This is a genomic window from Streptomyces sp. SolWspMP-5a-2, assembly GCF_900091845.1.
Taxonomy (GTDB): domain Bacteria; phylum Actinomycetota; class Actinomycetes; order Streptomycetales; family Streptomycetaceae; genus Streptomyces; species Streptomyces doudnae.
The window spans coordinates 1-26,974 of record NZ_FMCI01000158.1 but is presented as its reverse complement, the minus strand read 5'-3'; the positions used below and the strand labels follow the sequence as shown (position 1 = coordinate 26,974).

Annotated in this window: 21 protein-coding genes and 1 pseudogene; 7 read left to right on the top strand and 15 right to left on the bottom strand. The window is 74.6% G+C overall.

Features of this window, described 5'->3' with window-relative positions:
* Positions 1-436: 436 nt before the first annotated feature.
* Together purU and GA0115242_RS16615 are read right to left on the bottom strand one after the other, a co-directional pair.
* Entirely contained in the window at positions 437-1,318 is an 882-nt protein-coding gene (gene purU, locus GA0115242_RS16620; RefSeq protein ID WP_093829148.1) for a formyltetrahydrofolate deformylase, read from the bottom strand.
* 84 nt (positions 1,319-1,402) lie between these two features.
* Positions 1,403-1,903, bottom strand: a complete 501-nt coding sequence (locus GA0115242_RS16615; protein WP_093829146.1) for an SCO4402 family protein — start codon at positions 1,901-1,903, stop codon at positions 1,403-1,405.
* A 117-nt stretch (positions 1,904-2,020) separates the two neighbouring features.
* Between GA0115242_RS16615 and GA0115242_RS16610 the strand changes: the two genes are divergently transcribed.
* A complete protein-coding gene (locus tag GA0115242_RS16610) occupies positions 2,021-3,322 on the top strand; it encodes an ABC transporter substrate-binding protein (RefSeq protein WP_093829152.1) in 1,302 nt (433 codons plus the stop codon).
* A gap of 15 nt (positions 3,323-3,337) precedes the next feature.
* Here GA0115242_RS16610 and GA0115242_RS16605 read toward each other — a convergent pair whose 3' ends face one another.
* Both GA0115242_RS16605 and GA0115242_RS16600 read right to left on the bottom strand, forming a co-directional pair.
* Positions 3,338-5,077 carry a hypothetical protein gene (locus tag GA0115242_RS16605; RefSeq protein WP_093829144.1) on the bottom strand — a complete coding sequence of 580 codons (1,740 nt, stop codon included), beginning with the start codon at positions 5,075-5,077 and terminating at the stop codon, positions 3,338-3,340.
* Positions 5,078-5,231: 154 nt separating this feature from the next.
* Positions 5,232-6,614: a transcriptional regulator gene (locus tag GA0115242_RS16600; RefSeq protein ID WP_093829142.1), complete on the bottom strand. Its 1,383-nt coding sequence runs from the start codon at positions 6,612-6,614 to the stop codon at positions 5,232-5,234.
* Positions 6,615-6,875: 261 nt separating this feature from the next.
* Here GA0115242_RS16600 and GA0115242_RS16595 point away from each other — a divergent pair, with 261 nt between their 5' ends.
* The 3 genes from GA0115242_RS16595 (at position 6,876) to GA0115242_RS16585 (ending at position 10,078) form a co-directional block, all read left to right on the top strand.
* Complete coding sequence (locus tag GA0115242_RS16595; RefSeq protein WP_093829150.1) at positions 6,876-7,529, top strand: bifunctional DNA primase/polymerase; 654 nt, start codon at positions 6,876-6,878, stop codon at positions 7,527-7,529.
* A 162-nt stretch (positions 7,530-7,691) separates the two neighbouring features.
* On the top strand, positions 7,692-8,462 hold the full coding sequence (locus tag GA0115242_RS16590) for an ABC transporter ATP-binding protein (RefSeq protein WP_370672290.1): 771 nt from the start codon (positions 7,692-7,694) through the stop codon (positions 8,460-8,462).
* The gene (locus GA0115242_RS16585; protein ID WP_093829138.1) at positions 8,459-10,078 is read left to right on the top strand and encodes a transporter; all 1,620 of its coding nucleotides are present in this window, start codon (positions 8,459-8,461) and stop codon (positions 10,076-10,078) included. Before GA0115242_RS16590 ends, GA0115242_RS16585 begins: the two co-directional genes overlap by 4 nt.
* 15 nt (positions 10,079-10,093) lie before the next feature.
* Here the strand turns inward: GA0115242_RS16585 and GA0115242_RS16580 are convergent, their stop codons facing one another.
* Positions 10,094-11,146 carry an alpha/beta fold hydrolase gene (locus GA0115242_RS16580; RefSeq protein WP_093829136.1) on the bottom strand — a complete coding sequence of 351 codons (1,053 nt, stop codon included), beginning with the start codon at positions 11,144-11,146 and terminating at the stop codon, positions 10,094-10,096.
* Between the two features lie 549 nt (positions 11,147-11,695).
* Complete coding sequence (locus GA0115242_RS16575) at positions 11,696-12,388, bottom strand: metal-dependent transcriptional regulator (protein WP_093829134.1); 693 nt, start codon at positions 12,386-12,388, stop codon at positions 11,696-11,698.
* A gap of 281 nt (positions 12,389-12,669) precedes the next feature.
* On the opposite strand from GA0115242_RS16575, the gene GA0115242_RS16570 reads away from it, so the two are divergent.
* A complete protein-coding gene (locus GA0115242_RS16570; RefSeq protein ID WP_093829132.1) occupies positions 12,670-13,425 on the top strand; it encodes an SIS domain-containing protein in 756 nt (251 codons plus the stop codon).
* Positions 13,426-13,506: 81 nt separating this feature from the next.
* Here GA0115242_RS16570 and GA0115242_RS16565 read toward each other — a convergent pair whose 3' ends face one another.
* The gene (locus GA0115242_RS16565; protein ID WP_093829131.1) at positions 13,507-14,922 is read right to left on the bottom strand and encodes a PAS domain-containing protein; all 1,416 of its coding nucleotides are present in this window, start codon (positions 14,920-14,922) and stop codon (positions 13,507-13,509) included.
* A gap of 964 nt (positions 14,923-15,886) precedes the next feature.
* Between GA0115242_RS16565 and GA0115242_RS16560 the strand changes: the two genes are divergently transcribed.
* Positions 15,887-16,915, top strand: a complete 1,029-nt coding sequence (locus GA0115242_RS16560; protein WP_093829129.1) for an isopenicillin N synthase family dioxygenase — start codon at positions 15,887-15,889, stop codon at positions 16,913-16,915.
* Between the two features lie 121 nt (positions 16,916-17,036).
* Here the strand turns inward: GA0115242_RS16560 and GA0115242_RS16555 are convergent, their stop codons facing one another.
* Positions 17,037-18,137, bottom strand: coding sequence for a citrate synthase 2 (locus tag GA0115242_RS16555; RefSeq protein WP_093829127.1), 1,101 nt, complete (start codon positions 18,135-18,137; stop codon positions 17,037-17,039).
* Between the two features lie 145 nt (positions 18,138-18,282).
* On the opposite strand from GA0115242_RS16555, the gene pdxH reads away from it, so the two are divergent.
* Positions 18,283-18,951: a pyridoxamine 5'-phosphate oxidase gene (pdxH, locus tag GA0115242_RS16550; protein WP_093829125.1), complete on the top strand. Its 669-nt coding sequence runs from the start codon at positions 18,283-18,285 to the stop codon at positions 18,949-18,951.
* 24 nt (positions 18,952-18,975) lie between these two features.
* Here pdxH and GA0115242_RS16545 read toward each other — a convergent pair whose 3' ends face one another.
* The 7 genes and pseudogenes from GA0115242_RS16545 to GA0115242_RS16515 all read right to left on the bottom strand — a co-directional run.
* Positions 18,976-19,581 carry a TetR/AcrR family transcriptional regulator gene (locus GA0115242_RS16545; RefSeq protein ID WP_093829124.1) on the bottom strand — a complete coding sequence of 202 codons (606 nt, stop codon included), beginning with the start codon at positions 19,579-19,581 and terminating at the stop codon, positions 18,976-18,978.
* The gene (locus GA0115242_RS16540; protein WP_093829122.1) at positions 19,569-20,303 is read right to left on the bottom strand and encodes an enoyl-CoA hydratase family protein; all 735 of its coding nucleotides are present in this window, start codon (positions 20,301-20,303) and stop codon (positions 19,569-19,571) included. Before GA0115242_RS16540 ends, GA0115242_RS16545 begins: the two co-directional genes overlap by 13 nt.
* Positions 20,300-21,862 (bottom strand): 4-coumarate--CoA ligase family protein, encoded by a 1,563-nt coding sequence (locus tag GA0115242_RS16535; protein ID WP_093829121.1) that lies wholly within the window; start codon positions 21,860-21,862, stop codon positions 20,300-20,302. The genes GA0115242_RS16540 and GA0115242_RS16535 overlap by 4 nt, the downstream gene beginning before the upstream one ends.
* Before the next feature lie 28 nt (positions 21,863-21,890).
* Positions 21,891-23,054 (bottom strand): acyl-CoA dehydrogenase family protein, encoded by a 1,164-nt coding sequence (locus GA0115242_RS16530; RefSeq protein WP_093829119.1) that lies wholly within the window; start codon positions 23,052-23,054, stop codon positions 21,891-21,893.
* 107 nt (positions 23,055-23,161) lie between these two features.
* A complete protein-coding gene (locus tag GA0115242_RS16525; RefSeq protein ID WP_093829117.1) occupies positions 23,162-25,006 on the bottom strand; it encodes an acetyl/propionyl/methylcrotonyl-CoA carboxylase subunit alpha in 1,845 nt (614 codons plus the stop codon).
* Positions 25,007-25,011: 5 nt separating this feature from the next.
* On the bottom strand, positions 25,012-26,610 hold the full coding sequence (locus GA0115242_RS16520; protein ID WP_093829115.1) for an acyl-CoA carboxylase subunit beta: 1,599 nt from the start codon (positions 26,608-26,610) through the stop codon (positions 25,012-25,014).
* Positions 26,607-26,974: pseudogene (locus GA0115242_RS16515) on the bottom strand (exopolyphosphatase); the annotation flags it as partial. The gene GA0115242_RS16520 and the pseudogene GA0115242_RS16515, both read right to left, overlap by 4 nt.

The window sequence follows — 26,974 nt, the reverse complement described above, 5'->3', positions numbered from 1 at the left end:
GGGGTGAGGTAGGTCCCCCACTGCGGGAGCACGGCGGCCGCCCGCGCAGTTCCCCGCGCCCCTGGGCAGGAGCTGGTTGCGGCACACGGGCTCAGCGCGGCAACGCTGTGGCTCGTCGCGCAGTTCCCCGCGCCCCCAGGCAGAGGCTGGTTGCGGCACACGGCTCAGCGCGGGAACGCTCTGGCTCGTCGCGCAGTTCCCCGCGCCCCTGGGTGGGCGCGGGGCACCGGCATGCGCAAGTCCCCGGCACCCCTGTGCCCCAGGGCCGGACAACCCCCAGGGGCGCGAGGAACCGCGCACCCAGCCCCCACCCACCGCACTCTCACAACCGACCGCAGGACAACCCCCAGGGGCGCGGGGAACTGCGCGACCAGCCCCCACCCGCCGCAACCTCACAGACCGGCCGCCGGACACGCACCCCCGCCGGAGGCGCGTGTCAGGCGAAGACCACCGTGCGGCGCCCGTTCGGCAGAATCCGCCGCTCCGCGTGCCACTTCACCGCCCGCGCCAGCGCCTGGCACTCCACGTCCCGCCCGATCGCCACCAACTGCTCCGGCGTCACGTCGTGCCCCACCCGCTCGACCTCCTGCTCGATGATCGGCCCCTCGTCGAGGTCGGCGGTGACGTAGTGCGCGGTCGCCCCGATCAGCTTCACCCCGCGCGCATGCGCCTGGTGGTACGGCTTCGCACCCTTGAAGCTCGGCAGGAACGAGTGGTGGATGTTGATGATCCGCCCGCTGAGCTGCTTGCAGAGGTCGTCGGAGAGCACCTGCATGTACCGCGCGAGCACGACCAGCTCGACGTTCTCCGCCCGCACCAGCTCCAGCACCCGCGCCTCGGCCTCGGCCTTGGTGTCCTTGGTGACGGGGATGTGGTGGAAGGGGACGCCGTAGGAGCCGACCAGCTCGGCGAAGTCGGTGTGGTTGGAGACGACGGCGGCGATCTCCACCGGCAGCGCCCCGGTCCGCGCCCGGAACAGCAGGTCGTTGAGGCAGTGCCCGAACCTGCTGACCATCAGGACGATGCGCATCTTCTCGTCGGCCCGGTGGATCTGCCACTCCATGTGGAAGGCGTCGCCGATGGCCGCGAAGCTGGCGCGGAGCTTGTCCACGGTCACCGGCGCCTCCGCCGAGAAGTGGACGCGCATGAAGAACAGCCCGGTGTCGTGGTCGCCGAACTGCTGGCTGTCCTCGATGTTGCAGCCGGTCATGAACAGATAGCTCGACACGGCGTGCACGATGCCCTGTTTGTCCGGGCAGGACAGGGTGAGGATGTACTGCTCCGTGGGAGCGGCGGCGAGGCTGGACGGCTCGTTCATGCAGGACAGGGTCCCATACCGGACCCCCTCGGCCCCAGCCACCGGCCCCCGGTCCGGCCGCGCCCCGTCGCGCCCCGTCGCGCGCTACGCGGAGCGGGTCATGATGCGCAGCACGTCCAGCGTGCGCGGCGGCACGTCCGGGTCCTCGCCGTCGGCGACCGCCATCCGGACGTGGGCGTCGCGGGCCGCGCGGACCGCCTCGGGCCACGCCGGGTGCTCGACGTAGACGGAGACCTGGGCGTCGGGGCCGACCTGGTGCATGATCCGCAGCACCCGCAGCACGGCCGTGTCGACGAGGGCCGCCTCCTGGGAGTCCCGGAAGATCGTGCCGACGTACTTCTCGGCGGACCAGTTGTCCAGCCAGGTGTCCTCCACCAGCCGGTAGACGGCGTCGGTGACGTCCCCGTAGCCGTCGACCCCGGCCAGCCAGACGTCCCGCTGGAAGACGGGGTCGGAGAGCATGTGCAGCGCGGAGCGCACATTGCTGCGCCAGCGCCACCACGGCATGTCGTTCAGTGGCATGCCGCCCATGGTGGAGGAGCGACGGCCACGACGGGAAGAGTTCTCCGTACCTTGCACGGTCAACGATCGTACGTTCTTCTTGTCGCGCGTCCCACCGACCCCCGTAATTCACCTCGACGTCACCGCCCGACAACCGTGGGTCACCCACCGGTTGGCGATGTGGCGGAAGCGTGTGTGGACATGACCGGCAGGCGACGCACCCGCAGCCCCTTCCACCGCACTCCCCGTGGGCCCGCCAGGAGCGCCGCCAGGGTGGCCGCGGCGCTCGCCGCGGGCGCCAGCCTCGTCGCGGGGTGCGGGGTCGTGCCGGGCACCGACGGCACGGGCGGCACCGTCACCGTGATGACCTGGGCGCCGTCGGGGACCAGCGGCACCAACAAGCCCGGCATGCCCGCCTTCGCCCAGGCGTACGCCCGCTGGATCAACGCCCACGGCGGCCTCGGCGGACGCAAGCTCGAAGTCCTGACCTGCAACGAGCGCAACGACAGCGTGGCCGCGGCGAAGTGCGCGCGGACCGCCGTCAAGCGGGACGTCGTCGCGGTCGTCGGCTCCTACAGCCTCTACGGCGACTCCTACCTCCCCACCCTGGAGGGCGCCGGAATCCCCTACATCGGCGGGTACGGCGCCACCAACGCCGAGCTGACCAGCCCGCTCTCCTACCCGGTCAACGGCGGCCAGCCGACCCTGCTCGCGGGCCTGGGCCGGGAACTGGCGGCCGGCTGCGGCCCGGTGGTGCTGGTGCGCCCGGACACCATCGGCGGCGACGAACTGCCCCCGATGCTCGACTCGGGGCTCAAGGCGCGCGGCCACGCGGCGGCGGTCGACGAGCGGGCCGCCGACGACACCACCGAGTACGCCGTCCCGTCGACCCGGGCGCTGACCGCCGCGAGCGCGCGGCCCGGCGAGAAGGGGTGCGTGATCCCCGCGCTCGGCGACAGCACCGGCACCTTCATGGACTCCTTCCGCCGGGCCCGCCAGAAGTTCCCCGCGGTGCGGACCGCCGCGACCCTCGGCAACGTCGACCAGACGGCGATCAACGCGTCCGGCGGCGCGTCGGGACCGTACGAGGGCGCCTTCGTCACCGGCTGGTACCCGGACGCCTCGGACGCCCGCTGGGCCGGGATGAAGAAGGTGATCAAGGAGCAGGCGTTCGACGACAACCGCATCGACCCGGCGGACGCCGGGGTGCAGACGACGTGGATCGCCTACACCGTGCTCAAGGCCGTCGTCGCGTCCCTGGGCGGCGGCGAGGTCACCTCCGCCACCGTGCGCCGCGCCCTCAACGGCGGCCTCGCGGTCACCACCGGCGACCTCACCCCCACGCTGAAGTGGGGGTTCCAGGGCGAGTTGGCGTCCATCGGACTCTCCCGCCTGGTCAACGCCGAGGTGACCCTCCAGGTGGTCAGGGACGGCCGTCTCGTGCCCGCCCGCAAGGGCTTCACCGACGTGACGGACACCCTCCGCGACGCGAAGGTCAACTGACCCCCGGGCGAAACGTCACAGCTGCGTCGGCTGGCGCTCCGTCAGGCCGTACGTCTTGGCGATCGCGTTCCAGAGGCGGGCGGCCTCCGCCTTCTGCTCGCTCGCGGTGCCGCTGGCCGCGTTGCCCGCCCGGGTCTGCTGCGTGGTGCGGGCCTGGCCCTTGTGGCAGCCGCGTTTGGCACCGGTCTGGTCGGCCCAGGCCGCGTAGTGGTTGTCGGCGGACGCGGACGCCTGCCACGCCTTGGTCAGCGCGGCCGTCAGCGCCGCGTGGTCGGGCAGCCTGTCGACGGTGATCCCGGACAGCCGGGTCACCAGGCCGGTGCGCTGCTTGGCCGCGTCGCGCAGGTCGGAGGCGGCGCCGTCGAGGTTCTTGCAGGTCTTCACATCGGCGACGGCGCTGATCACCGACGCCCTGCTGTCCCCGCTGTCGGCCAGCAGCTGGTCGAGGGCGACCGCCTGCTGCTTGACCGGGTCGGCGCCGGGCGAGGCGGACTCCTGGTCGGCGGGCGCCGTCGCCGACACCGTCTGGTTGTCGCTGCCGCCGTCGTCCCCGCCCCCGCTCAGGAGCGCGCCCGCGCCCACCCCGAGGACGACGATGCCCACCCCGGCCGCCGCGATCAGCGGCACCTTGGACCGCGTGCGGGCCGCGCCGCGTCCGCGCTCCTCGTTCCTGGGCGCCGCCTGCTGCTGCCGCGAGGCGCGCGGCCCGGGGGGCGGCGCCTGGTGGTCGACGCGCGGCATCTGCTGGGTGGCGCCCGCGGGACCGTCCCCGCGGAACAGGTTGTCGAACTCGGCGGGCGGCTGCCGGTCCCCGCCGTACGACGGGTCGGTCACCGGCGGGATGTACTGGGTGGCCTCGGCGTCGGACCCGGACGGACGCGCCCCGGCCCCGGCCTCGGGCGGCAGCGCGCCGGGCCCCACGGGCGGGATCAGCTGGGTGGCGCCCTCGCTCGCGGGCACCGGCGGGATGAACTGCGTCGCGCCGTCCGCGGTGACCGGCGGGATGAACTGGGTCGCGCCGTCCGCGTTCGGGATCGGCGGGATGAACTGGGTGGCGCCCTCGGGGTGCGCGCCCTGCTGCATGTACTGGGGCGCGCCCTCGTCGCCCGCGACCGGCGGGATGTACTGGGTGGCGCCCTCACCCGCGAGCGGGGGAAGGGGCGCACCGAAGCCCGCGGGGGCACCGGACCCGCCGGGCCCGCCCTGCCCGTAGCCGTCCTGGCCGGTGGGAGCGCCGTACGCCGGGGGCGCGGCGTAGGGATCGGCGGCCCGCTCACCGGAGTAGGGGACGGGCGCGGAGCCGTCGTAGGGCGCGGGTGCGCCGTAGGGATCGCCGCCCGAGGGCTGCCGGGGTATCGGCGGTATCGACTGCGCCGGGTCGTACGGCGTGCCGTACGGAGCCGGGGAGCGCGTGTCCCGCCCGTTCTCGGGCGGCAGCGCCTGCGCGCCCTGCTGGTCGGCGGCGCCCCACTGGGGTCCCGACGGGGTGCCCCAGCCCTCGCCCGGCTGCGGGGCCGGGCTGCCGTACCGCTGCTGGTCGGCACCCCACGGTTCGTTCCAGCCCTGGCCGCCCTGCGCCCCGGCGTCCTGCTCGCCGTAGCCGCCGTGCCCGCCGCCGTGCCGTCCGGCGCCGCGGCCGCCGTAGCCGTCACCCGTCATGCCCGGCAGCAGGGGCTCTCCGCCGTCGGACGGCAGCACGATGCCTTCGCGCGGCTGCCGTGCCGAGGGCTCGTCGCCCTGTCCACTCTGCGTCACCGGGACTCCTACGAATGGGGGACCTTCGGAATCGTCGGCTCACGCTACCGGGTCCCCTGAGCCCCGTGCCACGCAGCTCAGTTCGTGACCTCCGCCGCTGTGACGGCGGTTACAGGGCCGGTCCCCCGGAAGGAACCGGCCGTTCGCCCCGCGTTCACGCCGCCTGGAGCTCCATCCGGGCCCCGAACTCCCGCACCACCGGCTCGTCCCGGTAGGGCTCCAGGCGCAGTTGGAAGTCCTCCAGGTACTCCGCGCCCCGGTTCGACCGTACGGACTCCAGGAGTTCGACCGCCTTCAGACCGGTGTGGCAGGCCTGCTCGATCTCCCGCTGCTGCACCTGCGCGCTGGCCAGCAGCACATAGCCGATGGCCCGCCTGCGGGCGCGGGTCGCGGGGTGCCCGGCGAGCGCGTCCTGCGCGCACCGCGCCGCCGCCTCCGCCTGCCCGAGGTCGCGGTGGCAGTGCGCCAACTCGTCGGCCAGGTACGCCGCGTCGAAGTGCGCGATCCACGCCGGGTCGTCCCCGCTCGACGGATCGGCGCCCTCCAGCGCCGTCACCGCCCGCCCGGACGCCACCTGCGCCGAGCGCGCGTCGCCCATCAGGGCGTGGCCGCGGGCCTCCGCCGCGAAGAACATCGCCTCCGCCCGCGGCGTCACCCGGCCGCGCGCGCCCTCCTGGGCCGCCCGCGCCAACTGGGCGATCTCACGCGGGTTCCCGAGCTGCGCGGCGAGGTGGCTCATGGACGCGGCGAGCACGTAGCCGCCGTACCCGCGGTCGCCCGCCGCCTGCGCGAGCCGCAGCGCCTGGATGTAGTACCGCTGCGCCAGGCCCGGTTGCCCGGTGTCGATGGCCATGTACCCGGCCAGCTCGGTGAGTCGGGCGACGGCGGCGAACAGGTCGCGCCCGACCGCCTCCCGGTAGGAGCCTGCCAGCAGCCCCGACACCACGCTGTTGAGGTAGTGCACGACGACCGGGCGCACGTGCCCGCTGCCGTACTGGTGGTCGAGGTCGACGAGCGCCTGGGTCATCGCCCGCACGGCCGCCACGTCGGACTGTCCGACCCGGGGGCCGGCCGAGCGCGCGACCTGGCCGTCCGGCGCGGAGATCAGCCAGTCGCGGCTCGGTTCGACCAGCGCGGACGCGGCGACCGAGGAGCCGGACAGGAAGTCCCGGCGCCCCACGTCGCTGCGCCACAGCTCGCAGACCTGCTCGATGGCGCCCAGCACCGTCGGCGAGAACTGCAGGCCCACGCCCGAGGCGAGGTTCTTGCCGTTGGCCATGCCGATCTCGTCGATCGTGACCGTGCGGCCGAGCTTGCGGCCCAGCGCCTCCGCGATGATCGCGGGAGCCCGGCCCCGCGGCTGCTGCCCTCGCAGCCAGCGGGCCACGGACGTCTTGTCGTAGCGGAGATCGAGCCCGTGCTCGGCACCGCACATGTTGACCCGGCGGGCCAACCCGGCGTTCGAGCAGCCCGCTTCCTGGATGAGTGCCTGCAGCCGTTCGTTCGGCTGTCGCGCGACGAGTGGCCTCGCGGCCATGGTGTACCCCCTGCGAACCCCTGGAGCGAAAAGATCCGGCCGTGAAGATCAATGCCCCGCGAACATGACGAAAATGCGAGGCTTGCGCGGATTGCCGGGGTGAAGGCGGACGCCGACCCCATTTCTGGCTACCCCGACCATGCGGCGGATCCTCCCGCGCGCCCCTGAACGTGCACCCATGCGCCCCGACCGCGGAATCGATGCTCCTCCCCCGCGCGCGGCGCGCCCGTAACTCCAGGTGGGTGCGGGAGTTGAGTGGACGTGGAAGAGACGATCGCGGGCACCGAAGCCGCTCAGATTCCGACGCGGCGTGGGGAATCGCTGCTGGAGACCGCCGTACGCTACGCCGAGGAGCGCCACTGGGACGTCTTCCCCGGCACCTGGCTGGAAGCCGTCGACGGGGTGCAGCGCTGTTCCTGCGGCGACGCCGTGTGCGCCGCCCCCGGCGCGCACCCGGCGCGTGACGACTGGGCGACGCAGGCGACCGGCGGCGCGACGGGCGTGCGGCGGATGTGGGCGAAGCAGCCCTCGGCGTCCATCCTGCTGCCCACGGGGCGGACGTTCGACGCGCTGCGGGTCTCCGAGAGCGCGGGGTTCCTCGCGCTGGCCCGCATGGAGCGGATGGAACTCGACCTCGGGCCCGTGACGTTGACGCCGGACCGGCGGATGCACTTCTTCGTGCTGCCCGGCGCCGGGGTGAAGGTGCCCGACCTGGTGCGCAGGCTCGGGTGGGCGCCCGCGTCGCTCGACCTCACGGTGCTCGGGGAGGGCACGTACGTGGCGGCGCCGCCGACGCGGGTCGGGTCGTGGGGCGCCGTGCAGTGGGCCTGCCGGCCGACCGCGGCCAACCGCTGGCTGCCGGACGCGGAGGAGCTGATCTCGGCGCTGGCGTACGCGTGCGGGCGGGACCGGTAGACAGGGCGGGGGCGTCGGCGCCTCCCGGGGGCGGGCGACCGGCCGGACGGCGACGGCGGGTGGTGGGGGCTCGTCGCGCGGTGTCCCGCGCCCCTTCGGCGCGGCCGTCCTCGCGGGGAGCCCGGCGGGCGGGGCGGGGAAACGTAGGGTGCCGGTATGACGATGGGAACAGCGGCCGTCCACGTGCGAGGGCTCTGGAAGCGGTTCGGGCAGCAGGTGGCCGTCGCCGGAGTCGATCTCGATCTGCCCGCCGGGAAGTTCATCGGCCTGGTGGGTCCCAACGGCGCCGGGAAGACGACCACGCTCTCCATGGTCACCGGGCTGCTCAGACCCGACCAGGGGAGCGTCGAGGTCGCCGGGCACGACGTGTGGCGGGACCCGGTCGCGGTGAAGGCCAGGATCGGGGTGCTGCCCGAGGGGCTGCGGCTGTTCGAGCGCCTGTCGGGCCGTGAACTGCTCGGCTACTCGGGCCGGTTGCGGGGGCTGCCGGGCGACGAGGTCGACAAGCGGGCCACCCAGCTCCTCGACGTCCTCGACCTGGCGGGCGCCCAGCACCGCCTCGTCGTCGACTACTCGACCGGCATGCGCAAGAAGATCGGGCTGGCCGCCGCGCTGCTGCACAACCCCGAAGTGCTCTTCCTGGACGAGCCGTTCGAGGGCGTCGACCCGGTCTCCGCGCAGACCATCCGGGGCGTCCTGGAGCGGTACACGGGCTCCGGCGCCACCGTCGTCTTCTCGTCGCACGTCATGGAACTCGTCGAGTCGCTGTGCGACTGGGTCGCGGTGATGGCCGCGGGCCGCATCCGCGCCACCGGCACCCTCGCCGAGGTCCGCGGCGACGCCCCCTCGCTCCAGGCGGCCTTCCTCGAACTCGTCGGCGCGGGCACCCGGGACACCGCGTCCGACCTGGACTGGCTGGGAGGCGGCCGGTGACGGCCGCCGGGACCGCCCCCTCGGTCACGTCCGTCCTCGTCCGCCTCAAGCTGTCCCTGCTGCGCAACGGGCTGCGGCAGTCCGGCGGACGGCGGGCCGCGTACGTCACCTCCCTCGTCGTGGTGCTGCTGTTCGCCGCGCTCCAGACGCTCGGACTGGTCGCGCTGCGCGGGCACGCGCACGTGGAGTCCGTGATCGTGCTGCTGGTCGCGGTGCTGGCGCTCGGCTGGGCGGTGATGCCGCTGTTCTTCCCGAGCGGCGACGAGACCCTCGACGCGACGCGTCTGGTGATGCTGCCGCTGCGGCCGGGGCCGCTGGTGCGGGCGCTGCTCGCCGCCTCGCTGGTCGGCATCGGACCGCTGTTCACGCTCTGCCTGCTGCTCGGTTCGGTGGTCGCCCTCGCGCACGGTGCGGCGGCGGCCGTCACGGGGGTGCTGGGGGTGGCGCTGGCGCTGCTGGTGTGCGTGGCGCTCGCGCGGGCGGTGGCCGCCGCCAACGTCCGGCTGCTGAGCAGCCGCAGGGGCCGCGATCTGGCGGTGCTGAGCGGGCTGGTGATCGCGGTGGGCGCGCAGGTCGTCAACTTCGGCGCGCAGCGGCTCGGCGTGAGCGGGCTCGCCCAGCTCACCCCGGTCGGGGACGTGCTGCGCTGGGTGCCGCCCGGCTCCGCGATCGCGGCCGTGGACGCGGTGAGCAGGGGCGCGTACGGGACGGCCGCGGCCCAACTGGCGCTGTCCTGCGCGGCGCTGGCCGGGCTGCTCGCCCTGTGGGCGCGGCATCTGACCCGGCTGATGACCTCGCCCGACGGCTCCACCCTGAACGCCGCGGGGCCGCCCGACCGGGAGCGGGCCGCGGGCGGCCGGGGCGCCGGGGGCCTGGCCGGGCTGCTGCCCGCCGGGCGCACCGGCACGGTCATGGAGCGCAGCCTGCGCTACGTCTGGCGGGACCCGAAGACCAAGGCGGCCTGGGCGACGTCGCTGGCGATCGGGCTGATCGTGCCGGTGTTCAACGCGGTGCAGGGCACGGGCACGATCTACTTCGCGTGCTTCGCCGCGGGCATGCTCGGCGTGCAGATGTACAACCAGTTCGGGCAGGACACCTCGGCGTTCTGGATGGTCGCGGCGACGATCTCCGACGGGCGGGACGCCTATGTGGAGCTGCGCGGGCGGGCCCTGGCGCTGCTGGTGATCACCCTGCCGTACGCGGTCGTGGTGACCGTGCTGACGACGGCGCTGCTCGGCGCGTGGACACGGCTGCCGGAGGTGCTCGGGCTGTCGCTGGCGCTGCTCGGGGCGATGCTGGCGACCGGCGCCTGGACGTCGGCCCGCTTCCCGTACTCCATCCCGCAGGAGGGCTACAAGAACGTGGCCCCCGGGCAGGCCGGGCTCGCCTGGATCTCGATCTTCGGCGGGATGGTCGCGGCGGCCCTGCTCTGCTCGCCGGTGATCGCGGTGACGATCTGGCTGAACGTGTCGGCGGGCGGGGACCGCCACCTCTGGCTGCTGCTGCCGCTCGGCGCGGCGTACGGGGCGGGCGTCGGCTGGGCGGGGCTGCGGCTCGCCGCGCCGCGCACGGCGAACCGCCTGCCGGAGATCCTGACGGCGGTCAGCAAGGGGTGAGCGGCCCGCCCGCGGTCAGCCCGTGCGGTCGGTGAGCACCTGGGCGAGGAAGGGCTCGATCGCCGCCCGCCACCCCTCGGGCCGGTCGTAGTGGACGAGGTGACCGGCGTCGGCGACCTCCGCGTACTGGCCGCGCGGCAGCACCCGGACCATCTCCTGGGCCTCGGCGCGGCCCAGCTCGCCGTCCAGGCCGCGCACGACCAGGGAGGGGCATCTGACCTGGGCCAGCTCCTCCCAGTGGGCGTCCAGGACCCATGCCTCGCGGGAGGTGAGCATCTGCTCCGGGTCGAAGACCGGGTACCAGCCGTCCTGCGCCTCGCGCATCACCTCGGCGTAGAACTCGCCGCGGGCCCGGTGCGGGCGCTCCACCCAGGGGTCGTCCTCGCCGAACCACTTGCGGACGTCGGCGAGGGTCGCGAAGGGGACGGGCCAGGCCCTGAACCAGTCGGCCCACTCGCGCTGCGAGGCGGCGCCGAGCGCGGAGGCCCGCATGTCCAGGATGATCAGGCCGCTGACCAGGTCGGGGCGTCTGGCGGCGAGCTGCCAGGCGGTCAGCGCGCCCATGGCGTGGCCGACCAGGAGGGCGGGCCCGAGCCCGAGCTGTTCGATGGCGGCCTCGGCGTCCGCGATGTACGCCTCGCGGGTGTAGGCGCCGTCGGCGGGTTTCTCGCTCTGGCCGTGGCCGCGCTGGTCGAGCGCTACGGCCCGGAACCGCGCGGAGAGCCAGCGGGCGGTGGACGCCCAGTGCGAGGCCCGGCCCATCAGCCCGTGCAGCAGCAGGACACCGGGGGTGTCCGGGGTCCCGGTGGCCGGCGGGGCGGGCGCGGTTTCGCGGCCGGCGGGGGCGGGCTGCGCCGGGGCGTTCGGGTCGATCACCCGCAGGCAGGGTTCGGGCGGGACGCCCCGGGGCTCCTGGGCCGCCGCGAGCCGCCGGTCCCGCCGGGGACGGTCCCGCGGGGCGGACTGGTCCGGTACGAGTCTCGCCGGTTCGCCCTTCGGCGGGTCTCCGAACTCCCACGCGGCGAGCCGTACCCCGCCCGCGCCGGTCACCTCGATGCGCCGCGCCATTGGTCCTGGCACCCCCTCGCTTTGGTGGGACCGCTCCCGCTCGGTGCGGGCTGCGGACCTCGGCCCGGCCGCCCGCTCTGCGTCGGCCGCCGTACCGTGCGGCCCGCGACACCCCCCAGATTATCGAATGCGTATTCGAAAATGCTCTTTCTGCGGTCAACACCCCTCGTTCGAGTGACCGCCCGCCAGGAATGATCGCCACCAGGGAGGGGAGATCTTCAGCGGGAGGCGGACCGCTCGGGGAAAACGGTCCGAGGGGAATGACCCTGGGAGCTCGGGGCTCCGGGTCAGCACAGGGGAGGACGGGCCCCGGCGCCGCAAGGCGCCGGGGCCTTCACCGTGTCTGCGGCACATCCGCCCGCCCCCTCCAGGTCATATGCCTCAGCGCAAGCCTGGCACGCGAATCGCCGGAGCGCTGCGATTCGACGCACAGAATTCCGTTATTCGACGAGATCGCCGACGGGAGTCACCGGGGGTACCAACCGCTCCCCCGGACACGGCAGTTGACCGGCGCCCCGCAGGACACCACGCAGGGTGACGAGCGGGTGGTCAGCGCTTGGCGACGAAGACGTGCGAGGCGACGTCCGTGTCCAGCTCGGCGGCCTCGCCGCCGCTGCCCACCAGCACGCCCCCGGCCGACTCCGTCACGCTCACCACCGAGCCGGGCTGCACCCCCGCCCGGCGCAGCGTGTACATCAGCTGCGCGTCGGTCTGGATGGGCTCGCCGATGCGGCGCACCACCACCGTCTTCCCCTCGGTGCCCGGGTCGAGGTCGGCCAGCGAGACCATGCCCTCGTCCAGGAAGGGGTCGGCGCCGTCCTTCTCGCCCAGCTCCTCAAGACCCGGGATCGGGTTGCCGTACGGCGACTCGGTCGGGTGGCGCAGCAGTTCGAGGACGCGGCGCTCCACCGCCTCGCTCATCACGTGCTCCCAGCGGCACGCCTCGGCGTGCACCTGCTCCCACTCCAGGCCGATCACGTCGACCAGCAGGCACTCGGCGAGCCGGTGCTTGCGCATCACGCGGGTGGCGAGCCTGCGGCCCTCGTCGGTGAACTCCAGGTGGCGGTCGCTGGCGACGGACACCAGGCCGTCACGCTCCATGCGGGCCACGGTCTGGCTGACCGTGGGACCGCTCTGGTCCAACCGTTCGGCGATCCGGGCGCGCATCGGGACCACACCTTCCTCCTCCAGCTCCAGGATGGTGCGGAGATACATCTCCGTGGTGTCGATCAGTCCGGACATGTGTGCCCCTCGATGAGATCTGCCGGAAGCGCGGCGGCTTCCCGGCGCGTGCGCTGGCCCTGGCCTCAATTCTGACGCATACCACCGACAACCGTGCCGTGCCAGGGAGACCGCGGGCCCGCGGGCGGATGCGCGGCGGCCCCGCTCCGCGTGCGGGCCGTCACGGTGAGCGCGCACGGACCACCGTACGCCCCCGTATTGACAGGGCGCCGGTGCAGACCGCACCGTGATCCGCGACACAGGCACGGGCACCGCACGGACGCAGCCCCGAAAGGACCCGCATGAGCGACGCCACACTGGCCGGGCAGTTCTTCGACGCCGCGATCGACCTGCTGCGGAGGGCACGGGACGAGGAGGCGGAGCGGATCGCCGAGGCAGGGGCGCTGCTCGCGGACACGGTGGAGTCCGGCGGGCGGCTGTTCGCCTTCGGCGCGGGCCACTCCTCGCTCGCCGCGCAGGACGTCGTCTACCGGGCGGGCGGTCTCGCCCTGATGAACCTGCTCGCGGTGCCGGGGGTGGTCGGCGTGGACGTGATGCCGGCGACGCTCGGCTCGGCGCTCGAACGGGTCGACGGCCTCGCGAGCGCCGTCCTGGACAGCTCGCCGCTGCGCGCGGGCGACGCCCTGGTGATCGTCTCCCTCTCCGGGCGCAACGCGCTGCCGGTGGAGATGGCCCTGACCGCCCGCGCGCGCGGCGTGCGGGTGATCGGCGTGACCTCGGTCGCCTACGCCGGGCAGACGTCGTCCCGGCACACCTCGGGGACGTACCTGAAGGACCACTGCGACGTCGTCCTGGACTCGAAGATCGCGGTCGGGGACGCCGAGCTGACCCTGGACACCATCCCGGCGCCCTTCGCCCCCGCCTCCACGGTCGTCACCTCGGCGCTGCTCCAGGCGGTCGTGGCCACCGCGGCGGGCGTCCTGGCCGACCGCGGCACCGAGCCCCCGCTGCTGCGCTCCGGGAACGTCGACGGCGGCCACGAGTGGAACGGCCGCGTGATGACGGAGTACGGCGACCGGATCTTCTACCGCCGCTGAGCGCCGCCCCCGGCACGGCGACGGGCCGTGCCGGGTGTCCCGCGCCGGCCTCTCCGGGAGCCGGGACGCGCCCCGATCCGCTCAGTCGCGCTCCCCGCCCTCCAGGGCTCCGGCCAGGTCGAGGGCGGTGGCGATGCGGACGGCGACGTCCTCCGCGTAGGCCGCGTCCGCCCGTTCGAACTGGGCGCGACCCGCCCCGCGCAGAAACGTCACGACCCCGAGCGTCCTGCCCCGGCTGCGCAGCACCGCGCACAGCGCGTGGACCGCGTCCGGCGGCCAGCGGCGCGCGGTGGCCCACTCCCTGGCCTGTTCGGGCGCGGCCGAGCCGCTGCCCGCGCGGACCGAGCCCGCGCGCTCCACGCACTGCAGGGCCGGGTGTCCCGGCCCGTAGCGGACCGGCAGGCCCGCGCGGCCGGTGAGCAGGCTCGGCCCGGGGCCGCCGGAGGGGGTCGCGGCGACCCGCACCAGGCGGACCGGTCCGGCCGGCTCGCCGTCGGTGAGGCAGCCGCCCGCGATCCGGTCGATCACGGCGTGGTCGGCGAAGCCCGCGAGGGCGAAGTCCAGGTGGACGGTGGCCGCCTCGGCGGGGTCCTCGCACTCGGCGGCGGCCCGCGCGGCGCGGTGCAGCTGGTTGGAGCGGAAGCGCAGCAGCGCCGCCTCCTGCTCGTTCTGCTTGGCCTCGGTGACGTCCTCGAAGACCCAGCCGACGCCCAGCGGAACCGGTTCTTCCGCGAGCGGTGACGCCAGCCGGACGAAGCCGCACCGCCAGCACCTGCGCTGCTCGCCCTCGGCGGTGCGCACGCCCACCCAGAACTCGGCGAGCGCGGGCGGCGCCCCCTCGGCCAGGACGTGGGTGAGGGCGCTCTCCAGCTCCTCGACGCCGTGCGCGAGCAGGTCGCCGAGGGGGCGGCCGAGGGCGGAGGAGCGGCCGATGCCCAGGGCGCGGGCCGCGTGCGCGTTGACCACGGCGGGGCGCAGGTCGGCGTCGATGAGGACGACGCCCCAGGACGCGTCGGCGAACAGGGCCTCGCTGAGGGCGATCGAGCGTTCCAGGTCGATCTGGGCGTGGACCTCGCTGAAGGCGCAGTAGACGCCCGCGGAGTCGCCGCCGGGTCCGCGCACGGCGGCCGACTGGGTGCGCACCAGCACCCGTCCGCCGTCCTTGGTCAGCAGGGCGAACTCGTGCACCTGGCGGCCGTGCGCGTCCATGGCGGACATCAGGCGCCGCTGGACCTCGTCGGCGTCCGCCGGGCGCACCGCCCAGCCCGCGAACCCCTTGCGCCCCACGGCCTCGGCCGCGCTCCAGCCGAGGATGCGCTCGGCCTCGCGGTTCCAGTGGGTGACGACGCCGTCGGCGTCCAGCGCGCACAGGGCGGCGTCCATCCCGTCGAGCAGGGCGGCGAGGAGGTCCGCGCCGTCGGGGCCCTCGGGACCCGCCCGTTCGGGCTCGTCGGGGCCCAGTGCGTCGGTGGTCCCACCACGCCGGGAAGCACTCACCTGGACCCCCTGCCAAGCTGCGTCCGCACGTACGGCGCGTCGGTTCGCTCACTCGCCATCATCTAACTGGAACGTGACGCAGGGCACACCGGGTTCCCCGAGATTGCAGGTAATCGTTGTGCCGCACCGCGCCCGCCCCCGCCTCCCTCGTCGTCAGGTCGATCCACAAGCCGGTCCGCGAGCTGATCCACGAGCCCGGTCCGCCGGTCCGCCGTGCCGGGTTCCCGGCCTCCGGGGGGACCACACGAAGATCAGTCACCTCTTCAGCGAACATCGCCCACCGGCGCGCGTCAACGGGGCACCGTGGTGCGGGGGCGCACGCCGGTCCGCGGCGCGTCGCACCCGTCACCGTGTCATGTACGCAACGTGACTGGGCGCCTCCGCGGTGCCCCGGACGCGCCCGTCGGCACCGCCCGGAAAAAACGGTTGATCGATGGGCGCCGCCTTCCTAGGGTGGTCGTACACGAGAAGGGAGGTGGTTCGGCAGATGTATGCAGACCGGACGCGTGAGGTGACTGCGGGCTAGCGCCCGTCACCACACCGAGTGCGGTGCCGGACCGGCACGTGACAGACGCGTGCAGCCGGCCCAATCCCAGCAGTCACCCGACCCGCGAACTCGCCGGTACGTCCGGCCGGCTCCCCCGCCGCACGGCGGAGGAACCCGAGTTCGCGGGTCGTCTGCGTGCGCGGGCCGCCGTCCGCGGGTCCCGCGCGCACGGGCCACCGGCCGTCCCGGCCGCTCCCGCCGGGGCCGTCGCCGCTCGCAGTACGCTTCCGTCATGGTTCCGCTCGTTCGACGCCGCCACGTGGACTTCCACCGCGTCACGAGCACGGGCTGTCGGCGCTCCGCCTGACCCCGGGCCCCTCTCCCGCACCGCCCGCACCTCTCTCATCCATCGGCTCCGGCGCCGCGTGCCCACCCATGGCCGGCGCCCGGGTCCCCGTACACCCGCGGACACATCTGATGACGCTCTCCTCGACGACCCCGTCGTACGACCAGCTCCCGATCATCGACCTGTCGGCCGCCGACCGCGGCCCGCAGGCGCGTTCCCTGCTCCACGCCCAACTGCACAGCGCCGCCCACGACGTGGGGTTCTTCCAGCTCGTCGGGCACGGGGTCACCCCGGACCTGACCGCGCGGCTGGTGCGGGCCACCCATGACTTCTTCCGCCTCCCGGAGGCCGACCGGCTGGCCCTGGACAACGTCAACTCGCCGCACTTCCGCGGCTACACGCGCACCGGGGACGAGCGCACCGGCGGCTCCCGCGACTGGCGCGACCAGCTCGACATAGGCGCCGAGCGGCCCGCCAGGGTGCCCGGCCCCGGCGAGCCCGCCTACCTGTGGCTCCAGGGCCCCAACCAGTGGCCCGCCGCCCTGCCCGGACTGCGCGCCGCGGCGCTCGCCTGGATCGACCGGCTGAGCCTGGTCGCGCGGCGGCTGCTGCACGAGCTGCTGACCGCGATCGGCGCCCCCGCCGACTTCTACGACCCGGTCTTCGGCGCGGACGCCCACCCGCACCTGAAGCTGGTGCGCTACCCCGGCAGCGCGGGCGACGGCGCGGACCAGGGCGTCGGCGCGCACAAGGACTACGGCTTCCTGACGCTGCTGCTCCAGGACCGGGTGGGCGGTCTCCAGGTGCAGCGCGAGGACGGCCGGTTCCACGAAGTGCCGCCGCTGGAGGGCGCGTTCGTGGTCAACCTGGGCGAGCTGCTGGAGGTCGCCACCGACGGCTACCTGGTCGCCACCAACCACCGGGTGGTGAGCCCGCCCGGGGCGACGGAGCGCTTCTCGGTGCCGTTCTTCTACAACCCGCGGCTGGACGCCCGGATCGCGCCGCTGCCGTTCCCGCACGCGGCGGCGGCGCCCGGGGTCAGCGACGATCCCGCCAACCCGCTCTTCGCTGAGTACGGCTACAACGAGCTGAAGGGCAAGCTCCGCGCCCACCCGCTGGTGGCCCGCCGTCACCACGCCGGGCTGCTCGCCTCCGCCTGACCCGGCCGGACGCCCGCAGGGGGCGCACAAGGGGGCGCAAACATTCGGGTCACACTCCCCTCGCGCGCCCCCCGGGCGCGCCGCGACCGCCGTCGGCGGCCGCCCGCGTCACCGGCCGCCGTCAGCGGGCGATCGCGTCGAACCCTTCGACGGCGTCCGGACCCCGGGTGCCGGGGCCCACGTAGCGCGCGGACGGCCGCACCAGCCGTCCGGTCCGCTTCTGCTCCAGGATGTGCGCGGACCACCCGGCCGTGCGGGCGCAGGTGAACATGGAGGTGAACATGTGCGCCGGGACCTCGGCGAAGTCCAGGACGATCGCCGCCCAGAACTCCACGTTGGTGGCGAGGATCCGGTCCGGACGGCGGCTGTGCAGCTCCGCGAGGGCCGCCTTCTCCAGCGCCTCGGCGACCTCGAAGCGCGGCGCCCCCAGCTCCCGCGCGGTGCGGCGCAGCACCCGGGCACGGGGGTCCTCGGCGCGGTAGACCCGGTGCCCGAAGCCCATCAGCCGCTCGCCCCGGTCCAGGGCCTGGCGGACGTACCCCTCGGCGTCGCCGGTGCGCTCGATCTCCTCGATCATGCCGAGGACCCGCGAGGGCGCGCCGCCGTGCAGCGGACCCGACATCGCGCCGACGGCGCCGGAGAGCGCGGCGGCGACGTCCGCGCCGGTGGAGGCGATGACGCGGGCGGTGAAGGTGGAGGCGTTCATGCCGTGCTCGGCGGCGGAGGTCCAGTAGGCGTCGACGGCGGCGACGTGCCTGGGGTCGGGCTCGCCGCGCCAGCGGATCATGAAGCGCTCGGTGATGGAGCGGGCCTTGTCGATCTCGGTCTGCGGGACCATCGGCAGCCCCTGGCCGCGCGCCGACTGGGCGACGTAGGACAGCGCCATCACGGCGGCCCGCGCGAGGTCGTCGCGGGCCCGCCCGGCGTCGATGTCGAGGAGCGGCCTGAGACCCCAGACCGGGGCGAGCATGGCCAGCGCGGACTGCACGTCGACCCGCACGTCGCCGGAGTGGACCGGGATCGGGAAGGGTTCGGCGGGCGGCAGGCCCGGGTTGAAGGCGCCGTCGACCAGCAGCCCCCAGACGTGACCGAAGTCGACGTGCCCGACCAGGTCCTCGATGTCGACGCCCCGGTACCGCAGGGCGCCGCCTTCCTTGTCGGGTTCGGCGATCTCCGTCTCGAACGCGACGACTCCTTCGAGTCCGGGTACGAAGTCGGACATGCGGCGGCTCCTCGGGACGTGGCGGCTCGGCCTCTCGCACGATATCCCCGAGTGCCACCTTTGGGCACCCCTAGCGGCACTCAGTGCCACTCTGGCCCGTGGGAAGCGTCACCGTGCCGGGCCGCACATACGGCAAGATGACCGCGTGAACGACCGAGACGCCGTGCCCCTCGACCCCTCCGTGATGCGCGCGCAGTACCAGGCCGAGGGCCTGGACGAGTCCGCGCTCGCCGCCACCCCGACGGAGCAGTTCGCCCACTGGTTCGAGCAGGCCGCGAAGGAGCCGCGGATCCACGAGCCCAACGCCATGATCGTCTCCACGGCCGACGCCGAGGGGCGGGTCGGCTCCCGCACCGTGCTGCTGAAGCACTTCGACGCCGACGGCTTCGTCTTCTACACCAACTACGGCTCCCGCAAGGCCCGCGACCTGGGCGAGAACCCGCACGTCTCGCTGCTGTTCCCGTGGCACCCGGTGGCCCGGCAGGTCATCGTCACCGGAGTGGCCAGGCGCACCGGGCGCGACGAGACGGCCGCCTACTTCCGCACCCGCCCGCACGGCTCGCAGCTCGGCGCGTGGGCCAGCGCCCAGTCCTCGGTGATCGGCTCGCGGGACGCCCTGGACGCGGCGTACGCCGAGCTGGCGGCCCGCTACCCGGAGGGCGAGCAGGTGCCGGTGCCGCCGCACTGGGGCGGGTTCCGGGTGACGCCGGGCACGGTGGAGTTCTGGCAGGGCCGGGAGAACCGGCTGCACGACCGGCTGCGGTACGTCCCGGCCGGGGACCGCGCCTGGCGCGTGGAGCGCCTCAGCCCCTGACCGGCCGGGCGCGGGCGGCGCGGGTCAGCCGCCCAGCTCCCGGTCCAGGATGTCCGCCCACTGCGCGACGACCCTGCGGCGGCGCGCGGTGTCGTCGGTGAGCAGATGGGCCAGGCCCAGGCCGCGCGCCATGTCCAGCAGGCCCTGGACGGTCTCGCGGACGCCCGCCCGGCTCTCGTCGGCGCCGAGCAGCTCGACGGCGGCCCGGTGGCTCTCCCGGCCGACGCGCGCCTCCAGTTCGGTCACCCGCGCCCCCAGCTGGTCCTCGTTCGAGGCGGCCACCCACAGGTGCAGGGCGGCCCGGAAGAGGGGGCCGGTGTAGAGGTCGACGAGGGCGGCGACGACGGCCCGCCGGTCACCGGCCGCGCCCTCGGGGAAGAGGGCGCGCAGGGCGGTGGAGCGTTCCTCGGCGACGTACTCGACGGCCGCGGTGAACAGGTCCTCACGGGTCGGGAAGTGGTGCTGGGCCGCGCCCCTGGAGACCCCGGCGCGCTCGGCGACGACGGAGACCGTGGAGCCCGCCCAGCCGTGTTCGGCGAGGCAGGCGACGGCCGCCTCCAGGAGCCGCTGCCGGGTGGCCCGGCTGCGGTCCTGCTTGGGCGAGCGGTCGACTGCGGTCACAGCACCCATGCGGGATCCCGTCGTTCTAGGAAGGCCGTCATCCCCTCGCGCGCGGGCGGGGACGAGAACAGCCGTGCCGAGAGCGCGGTGAGGTCGGCCGCGTCCCGGTCGAAGGCTTCCAGCACCCTAGCCGTGAGGAGCCGCTTGGTCTCCGCGAGGGCCTGCGGCGCCGCTCTGCGCAGCCCGTCGAGGACGGGTGCGAGGACGGCGTCCACGTCGTCGCCCGCCGCGGTGAGCAGGCCGAGGCGGACTGCCTCGGCGGCGTCGAACCGCTCGCCGGTCAGGCAGAACCGGGCAAGCGCGCGCGGGTCGGTGCGGGGCAGCAGCGGCAGCGAGACGATCGCCGGGGCGACCCCGATGCGGACCTCGGTGAGGGCGAACGTGGCGGCCGTGGAGGCGGCGGCGACGTCGCAGGCGGCGAGCAGGCCGAGGCCGCCCGCGCGGACGTGGCCCGTGACCCGGGCGACGACGGGCAGCGGCAGCTCGACGAGGAGCCGCAGCAGCCGCACCACGTCGTCGGGGGCGGGCGGTTCGCGCAGGTCGGCCCCGGCGCAGAAGGTGGTGCCGGTGTGGGTGAGGACGACGGCGCGCACGTCGTCGTCGCGGGCCGAGGCGGTGAGCGCGGCCGTCAACTCCCGTACCAGGGAGGCCGACAGGGCGTTGCGGGTGTCCGGCGCGTCGAGACTGAGGGTGCGCACCCCGCGCTCCTGGTTGGTGCCGACGCCGCTCATGTCCGCTCCCGCAGGGCACGGCGCAGGATCTTCCCGCTGGCGGCGCGGGGCACGGCGTCGACGAAGGTGACCGCGCGCACCCGTTTGTGGGGGGCCACGCGCGCCGCGACGTACTCCATGACCTCCTGCGCGGTCGGTCCGGTGCCGGAGCGGACCACGTGGGCGTGCGGGATCTCGTTGCCGTGCTCGTCGGGGGCGCCGACGACGGCCGCGTCGGCGATGCCGGGGTGGGTGAGCAGCAGCGCCTCCAGTTCGGCGGGGGCCACCTGGAACCCCTTGTACTTGATGAGTTCCTTGACCCGGTCGACGACGAACAGCCAGCCCTCGTCGTCGACCCGGCCGACGTCCCCGGTGTGCAGCCAGCCGTCCGCGTCGAGGATGTCGGCGGTGGCGTCGGGGCGGCCCAGGTAGCCCTTCATGACCTGCGGGCCGCGGATGAGGATCTCGCCCGTCTCGCCCGCGCCGAGGTCACGGGCGGGGGCGTCGAGGGAGACGAGGCGCATCTCGGTGCCGGGGACGAGTCTGCCGACGGTGCCGGGCGGCGCCTGGTCCATCGCGTCGAGCGGGACGACGTGGGTGCCGGGGGAGAGTTCCGTCATGCCGTACGCCTGGCCGACGGGCGGCAGGCCGAGGCGGCGCGCGCAGGCCGCGGCGAGGTCCGCGTCGAGCGGGGCGGCGGCGCTCAGGACGTAGCGCAGGGACGACAGGTCGTGTGCGGCGACGGCCGGGTGCTTGGCCAGCGCGAGGACGATCGGCGGCGCCACGTACAGGCCGGTGACGCGGTGCTCCTCGACGGCCGCGAGGAAGCCCTCCAGCTCGAAGCGGGGCAGGACGACGACGGCGGCGCCGGAGCGCAGCGGCGCGTTCATCAGGGCGGTCAGCCCGTAGATGTGGAAGAACGGCAGGACCGCGAGGATGCGTTCGCCCGGTCCGGTGGCCGCCAGCGGTTCGAGCTGGGCCAGGTTGGTGGCGATCTGGCGGTGGGTGAGCATCACGCCCTTGGGCAGGCCGGTGGTGCCGGAGGAGTACGGCAGGACCGCGACGTCGTTCACCGGGTCGATGGCGACGTCGGGTTCCGGGTCGCGGCAGGCCAGCAGGTCGATCAGGGAGAGGTGGCCGGGCGCCTGGTCGCAGACCAGGATCTCCCGTACCCCGCCAGCGAGTTCGGCGGCCCGGCGGGCGGTGTCCAGGAGCGGGGAGACGGTGACGATCCAGCGGGCGGACGCGTCGCGCAACTGGGTCGCGAACTCCTCGGCGGTGGCCAGCGGATGGGCGGTGGTGACGGTCGCCCCGGCGCGGGTCGCCGCGTAGAACGCGGTCGGGAAGGCGATGGTGTTGGGGCTGTGCAGCGCGAGCACGTCCCCCTTGCGGACCCCGAGCGCGGCGAACCCGGCGGCCACCCGCCGGTGGAAGCGGTCCAGTTGGGCGTAGCTGAGGGTGGTGCCGTCCGTGCCGTCGATCAGGGCGGGCCGGTCGCCGTGGGCGGCGGCCCGGCCGAGGACCGCCTCGTGGATGGGGAGTTCTACGGGCGGGACGTCTGCGTACGCGCTGCGGAACACGGTTCCTCCTCGCACCACGGGGTGCCGGTCAGTACGACTTGGGCAGGCCCAGGCTCTGGTGGGAGACGTAGTTGAGGATCATCTCCCGGCTCACCGGGGCGATCCGGGCCACCCGGGCGGCCGTGACCAGCGACGCGAGCCCGAACTCGCGGGTCAGTCCGTTGCCGCCGAGGGTGTGCACGGCCTGGTCGACGGCGCGCACGCACGCCTCACCGGCCGCGTACTTGGCCATGTTGGCGGCCTCACCGGCCCCGGCGTCGTCGCCCGCGTCGTAGAGCAGGGCCGCCTTGCGGGTCATCAGGCGGGCGAGTTCGAGTTCGACGTGGGCCTGCGCGAGGGGGTGGGCGATGGCCTGGTGGGCGCCGATCGGGGTCTTCCACACGGTGCGTTCGCGGGCGTACTCGACGGCCCGCGCGAGGGCGAAGCGGCCCATGCCGATCGCGAACGCGGCCGTCATCACGCGCTCCGGGTTGAGTCCGGCGAAGAGCTGGAGCAGCCCGGCGTCCTCGTCGCCGACGAGCGCCCCTGCGGGCAGCCGCACGTCGTCCAGGGTCAGCTCGAACTGCTTCTCCGCCGCCCGCAGTTCCATGTCGATGGGGCGCCGGGTGAAGCCCTCGGCGTCGCGCGGGACGATGAACAGGCAGGGCTTGAGGCTGCCGGTGCGGGCGTCCTCGGCGCGGCCGACGATCAGGGTGGCGTCGGCGATGTCGACGCCGGAGACGAACACCTTGCGGCCGGTGAGCAGCCAGTCGGTGCCGTCCCTGCGGGCGGTGGTGGTGATGCGGTGGCTGTTGGACCCGGCGTCGGGCTCGGTGATGCCGAACGCCATGATGCGCGAGCCGTCGGCGAGCGCGGGCAGCCACTCGGCGCGCTGCGCGTCGGTGCCGAACCGGGAGATCACCGTGCCGCAGATCGCCGGGGAGACGATCATCATCAGCAGCGGCGTGCCGACCGCGCCCAACTCCTCCAGGACGATGGCTAGTTCGGTGATCCCCGCGCCTCCGCCGCCGTACCGCTCGGGGAGATTGACGCCGAGGTAGCCGAGCTTGGCCGCCTCCAGCCAGAGGTCCCTGGGGTAGCCGCCCTCCTCCTGGACGCGGGTGAGGTAGTCGCGGCCGTAGCGCCGTCCGAAGGCGGCGACCGCCGCGCGCAGGGCCTGGTGCTCGTCGGTTTCCAGAAGGGTGGCGGGCATGGGGCTCCTTCGGGGACGGGGCGGGTCCCGCCGGGTGGCGGGCGGGGTGAGGTGGGGGTTCGACACGGGCCGGGTGAGCGGCGGTTCGGCGCTCGGGGCGGGCGCGGCTACGTCGGGCTGACCACCGCCAGCAGGGTGCCCTCCGTCACCTGCCGGCCGACGGCGGCCTCCAGGGCGGTGAGCGTCCCCGTCACCGGCGCCGTGACCCGGTGCTCCATCTTCATCGCCTCCAGCCACAGCAGCGGTTCGCCCGCCTTCACCTCCGCGCCCGGCGCGAGCCCCGGCGCCACCCGGACGACGGTGCCGGGCATCGGCGCCACCAGGGAGCCGGGGGCCAGCTCGGCGACCGGGTCGGGGAAGCGGGGCAGCGCCGTCAGAGCGGTTCCGTTCACATGGACCCGGTCGCCGTACCGGGCCACCGCGAACCGCCGCCGCACGGAGTCGACTTCGAGGACGACGAGCGCGGGGTCGGCGTGGACCACCAGGACGCCGTCGGCCGCCAGCCCCGCCCGGGTGTGCCGGTAGCGGACCTCGTGCTCCTGCCCCGCGACCGCGTACCGCCTGGTCTGCGTCCCGGGGCCGACGTTGCGCCAGCCGCCGAACCGGGAGCGGCCGCAGGCGTCGGCGAGGGCCGCGGCGAGCGGCGCCCACGGGTCGGGCGCCGGGGGGGTCAGGGCCGTCAGATGGCGGTCGTAGAAGCCGGTGTCGAGGCGGGCCGCGGCGAACTCCTCGTGGCGCAGCGAGCGCACCAGCAGGTCGCGGTTGGTGACCGGGCCGTGGATCGTCGCCGCCTCCAGGGCGCCCGCGAGCTTGCGCAGCGCCTCCGCGCGGGTCGGGGCGTGCGCGATCACCTTGGCGAGCATCGGGTCGTAGTGGACGCCGACGGTGTCGCCGTCGTCGTACCCGCTGTCCAGGCGGACCCCGTCGGGGACGGCGAGCCGGTGCAGGGTGCCGGTCTGCGGGGCCCAGTCGCGGGCCGGGTCCTCGGCGTAGAGGCGGGCCTCGATCGCGTGGCCGCGGGCGGGCGGCGGCGCGCTCTCCAGGGCGGCGCCCTCCGCGACGCGCAGTTGCAGCGCGACCAGGTCGACGCCGAACACCGCCTCGGTGACCGGGTGTTCGACCTGCAGGCGGGTGTTCATCTCCAGGAAGTGGGCGCGTCCGTCGCCGTCGACGAGGAACTCGACGGTGCCCGCGCCGACGTAGGAGACGGCGCGCGCCGCCCGCACCGCGAACTCCCTGATGTGCGCGTCGAGTCCGGCGCCGAGGCCGGGGGCGGGCGCCTCCTCGATGACCTTCTGGTGGCGGCGCTGGAGGGAGCAGTCGCGGGTGCCGAGCGTCCACACCGTGCCGTGGCCGTCGGCGAGGATCTGCACCTCGACATGGCGGCCGCCCTCGACGTACGGCTCGACGAACACCTCGCCGTCGCCGAAGGCGCTCGCCGCCTCGGCGCGGGCCGCCTCCAGCGCGTCGTCCAGCTCCTCGACGCGGCGCACCACCCGCATGCCGCGCCCGCCGCCGCCCGCCGCCGCCTTCACCAGGACCGGCAGGTCGGCGGCGGTGACCTGGTCGAGGGGCGCGATGCCCAGCAGCCGTTTGGCGCGGGTCTTGGACGCCATCGCCTCGATCGCCTCGGGCGGCGGGCCGACCCAGACCAGACCCGCCTCCCGCACGGCGCGCGCGAAACCGGCGTTCTCGGAGAGGAAGCCGTAGCCGGGGTGGACGGCGTCGGCGCCCGCGGCGAGGGCGGCGCGCACGATCAGGTCGCCGCGCAGATACGTCTCGGCGGGCGTCGCGCCCGGCAGCCGGACGGCGGCGTCGGCCTCGCGGGTGTGCGGGGCGCCGGCGTCCGGGTCCGCGTGCACGGCGACCGTGCGGATGCCCGCCGCACGGCAGGTGCGGAAGACGCGGCGGGCGATCTCGCCCCGGTTGGCGACGAGCAGGGTGGAGATCATGGGCCTCACATCCGGAAGACGCCGAAACCGCCGCGCACGCCCTCGAAGGGCGCGGTGTGCACGGCGGACAGGCACAGGCCGAGAACGGTGCGGGTGTCGCGCGGGTCGATGACGCCGTCGTCGTAGAGCCGCCCGGAGAGGAACATCGGCAGCGACTCGGACTCGATCTGCTGCTCCACCATGGCGCGCAGGGCCGCGTCCGCGTCGTCGTCGTACGGGCGCCCCTTGGCCAGCGCGGACTGCCGGGCCACGATCGACAGGACACCGGCGAGCTGCTGCGGGCCCATGACGGCGGACTTGGCGCTGGGCCAGGCGAACAGGAAGCGCGGATCGTAGGCCCGCCCGCACATGCCGTAGTGCCCGGCGCCGTAGGAGGCGCCCAGCAGCACGGACAGGTGCGGCACCCGGCTGTTGCCGACCGCGTTGATCATCATCGCGCCGTGCTTGATGATGCCGCCCTGCTCGTACTGCGCGCCGACCATGTAGCCGGTGGTGTTGTGCAGGAACAGCAGCGGGATGTCGCGCTGGTTGGCGAGCTGGATGAACTGGGCGGCCTTCTGCGACTCCTCGCTGAACAGCACGCCCCGCGCGTTGGCGAGGATGCCGACCGGGTAGCCGTGCAGGCGGGCCCAGCCGGTGGCCAGGCTGGCGCCGTACAGCGGCTTGAACTCGTCGAAGTCGGAGCCGTCGACGATCCGGGCGATCACCTCGCGCGGGTCGAAGGGCGCCCGCAGATCGCCGGGGACGATCCCGAGCAGCTCCTCCGCGTCGTACTTCGGCGGCTCGGCCGGGCCCGGATCGCCGTACGCCTTGCGGTGGTTGAGGCGGGCCACCACCCGCCGGGCCTGGCGCAGGGCGTCCCGCTCGTCGACGGCGAAGTGGTCGGCGAGCCCGGACACCCGCGCGTGCATCTCGGCGCCGCCCAGCGACTCGTCGTCGCTCTCCTCGCCGGTGGCCATCTTCACCAGCGGCGGCCCGCCGAGGAACACCTTGGCGCGCTCCTTGACCATGATGACGTGGTCGGACATGCCGGGGATGTAGGCGCCGCCCGCCGTGGAGTTGCCGAAGACGACGGCGACCGTGGGGATCCCGGCCGCCGAGAGCCTGGTCAGATCCCGGAAGACGGCCCCGCCGGGAACGAAGATCTCCTTCTGGGACGGCAGATCGGCGCCGCCCGACTCGACCAGGCTGACGCAGGGCAGCCGGTTGGCGAGCGCGATGTCGTTGGCGCGCAGCGCCTTCTTCAGCGACCAGGGGTTGCTGGCGCCGCCGCGCACGGTGGGGTCGTTGGCGGTGATCAGGCACTCGACGCCCTCGACGACCCCGATGCCGGTGACGAGGGAGGCGCCGACCGTGTACTCGCTGCCCCAGGCGGCCAGCGGGGAGAGTTCGAGGAACGGGGTGTCCGGGTCGAGGAGCAGTTCGACGCGCTCGCGGGCGAGCAGCTTGCCGCGTCCGCGGTGGCGTTCGACGTACTTCTCGCCGCCGCCCGCGAGCGCCTTGGCGTGCTCGGCGTCGAGGTCGGCGAGCCGGCCGAGCATGGTCGCGCGGTGGTCGAGGTACTCCTGGCCGGTGACGTCCAGCGCGGAGGGGAGGACGGTCACAGGAGGGCCTCCGGGAGGTCGAGGTGGCGGGCGCGCAGCCATTCGCCGAGCGCCTTGGCCTGCGGGTCGAAGCGGTGCCGGGCGGCGACGCCGTCGCCCAGCAGCCCCTCGACGACGAAGTTCAGGGCCCGCAGCCGGGGCAGCACGTGCCGGGTGACGGGCAGCTCGCGGCTCTCCGGGACCAGCTCCCTGAACCGGTCGACGGTCAGCGTGTGGGCGAGCCACGGCCAGGCGTCGTCGGTGCGCGCCCAGACTCCGACGTTGGCGTCGCCGCCCTTGTCGCCGCTGCGGGCCCCGGCGACCAGGCCGAGCGGGGCCCGCCGCACCGGCCCGGCGGGCGGCGGCGCGGGCAGGCCGGGTTCGG

Bases quoted from the DNA above. Each gene is read 5' to 3' on its own strand.
- GA0115242_RS16560 (WP_093829129.1), top strand. From the start codon at position 15,887: ATGACGCTCTCCTCGACGACCCCGTCGTACGACCAGCTCCCGATCATC.
- GA0115242_RS16575 (WP_093829134.1), bottom strand. From the start codon at position 12,388: ATGTCCGGACTGATCGACACCACGGAGATGTATCTCCGCACCATCCTG.
- GA0115242_RS16600 (WP_093829142.1), bottom strand. From the start codon at position 6,614: ATGGCCGCGAGGCCACTCGTCGCGCGACAGCCGAACGAACGGCTGCAG.
- purU (WP_093829148.1), bottom strand. From the start codon at position 1,318: ATGAACGAGCCGTCCAGCCTCGCCGCCGCTCCCACGGAGCAGTACATC.
- GA0115242_RS16525 (WP_093829117.1), bottom strand. From the start codon at position 25,006: ATGATCTCCACCCTGCTCGTCGCCAACCGGGGCGAGATCGCCCGCCGC.
- GA0115242_RS16580 (WP_093829136.1), bottom strand. From the start codon at position 11,146: ATGGCGCGGCGCATCGAGGTGACCGGCGCGGGCGGGGTACGGCTCGCC.
- GA0115242_RS16540 (WP_093829122.1), bottom strand. From the start codon at position 20,303: ATGAGCGGCGTCGGCACCAACCAGGAGCGCGGGGTGCGCACCCTCAGT.
- GA0115242_RS16590 (WP_370672290.1), top strand. From the start codon at position 7,692: ATGGGAACAGCGGCCGTCCACGTGCGAGGGCTCTGGAAGCGGTTCGGG.
- GA0115242_RS16570 (WP_093829132.1), top strand. From the start codon at position 12,670: ATGAGCGACGCCACACTGGCCGGGCAGTTCTTCGACGCCGCGATCGAC.
- GA0115242_RS16610 (WP_093829152.1), top strand. From the start codon at position 2,021: ATGACCGGCAGGCGACGCACCCGCAGCCCCTTCCACCGCACTCCCCGT.
- GA0115242_RS16545 (WP_093829124.1), bottom strand. From the start codon at position 19,581: ATGGGTGCTGTGACCGCAGTCGACCGCTCGCCCAAGCAGGACCGCAGC.
- GA0115242_RS16555 (WP_093829127.1), bottom strand. From the start codon at position 18,137: ATGTCCGACTTCGTACCCGGACTCGAAGGAGTCGTCGCGTTCGAGACG.
- GA0115242_RS16530 (WP_093829119.1), bottom strand. From the start codon at position 23,054: ATGCCCGCCACCCTTCTGGAAACCGACGAGCACCAGGCCCTGCGCGCG.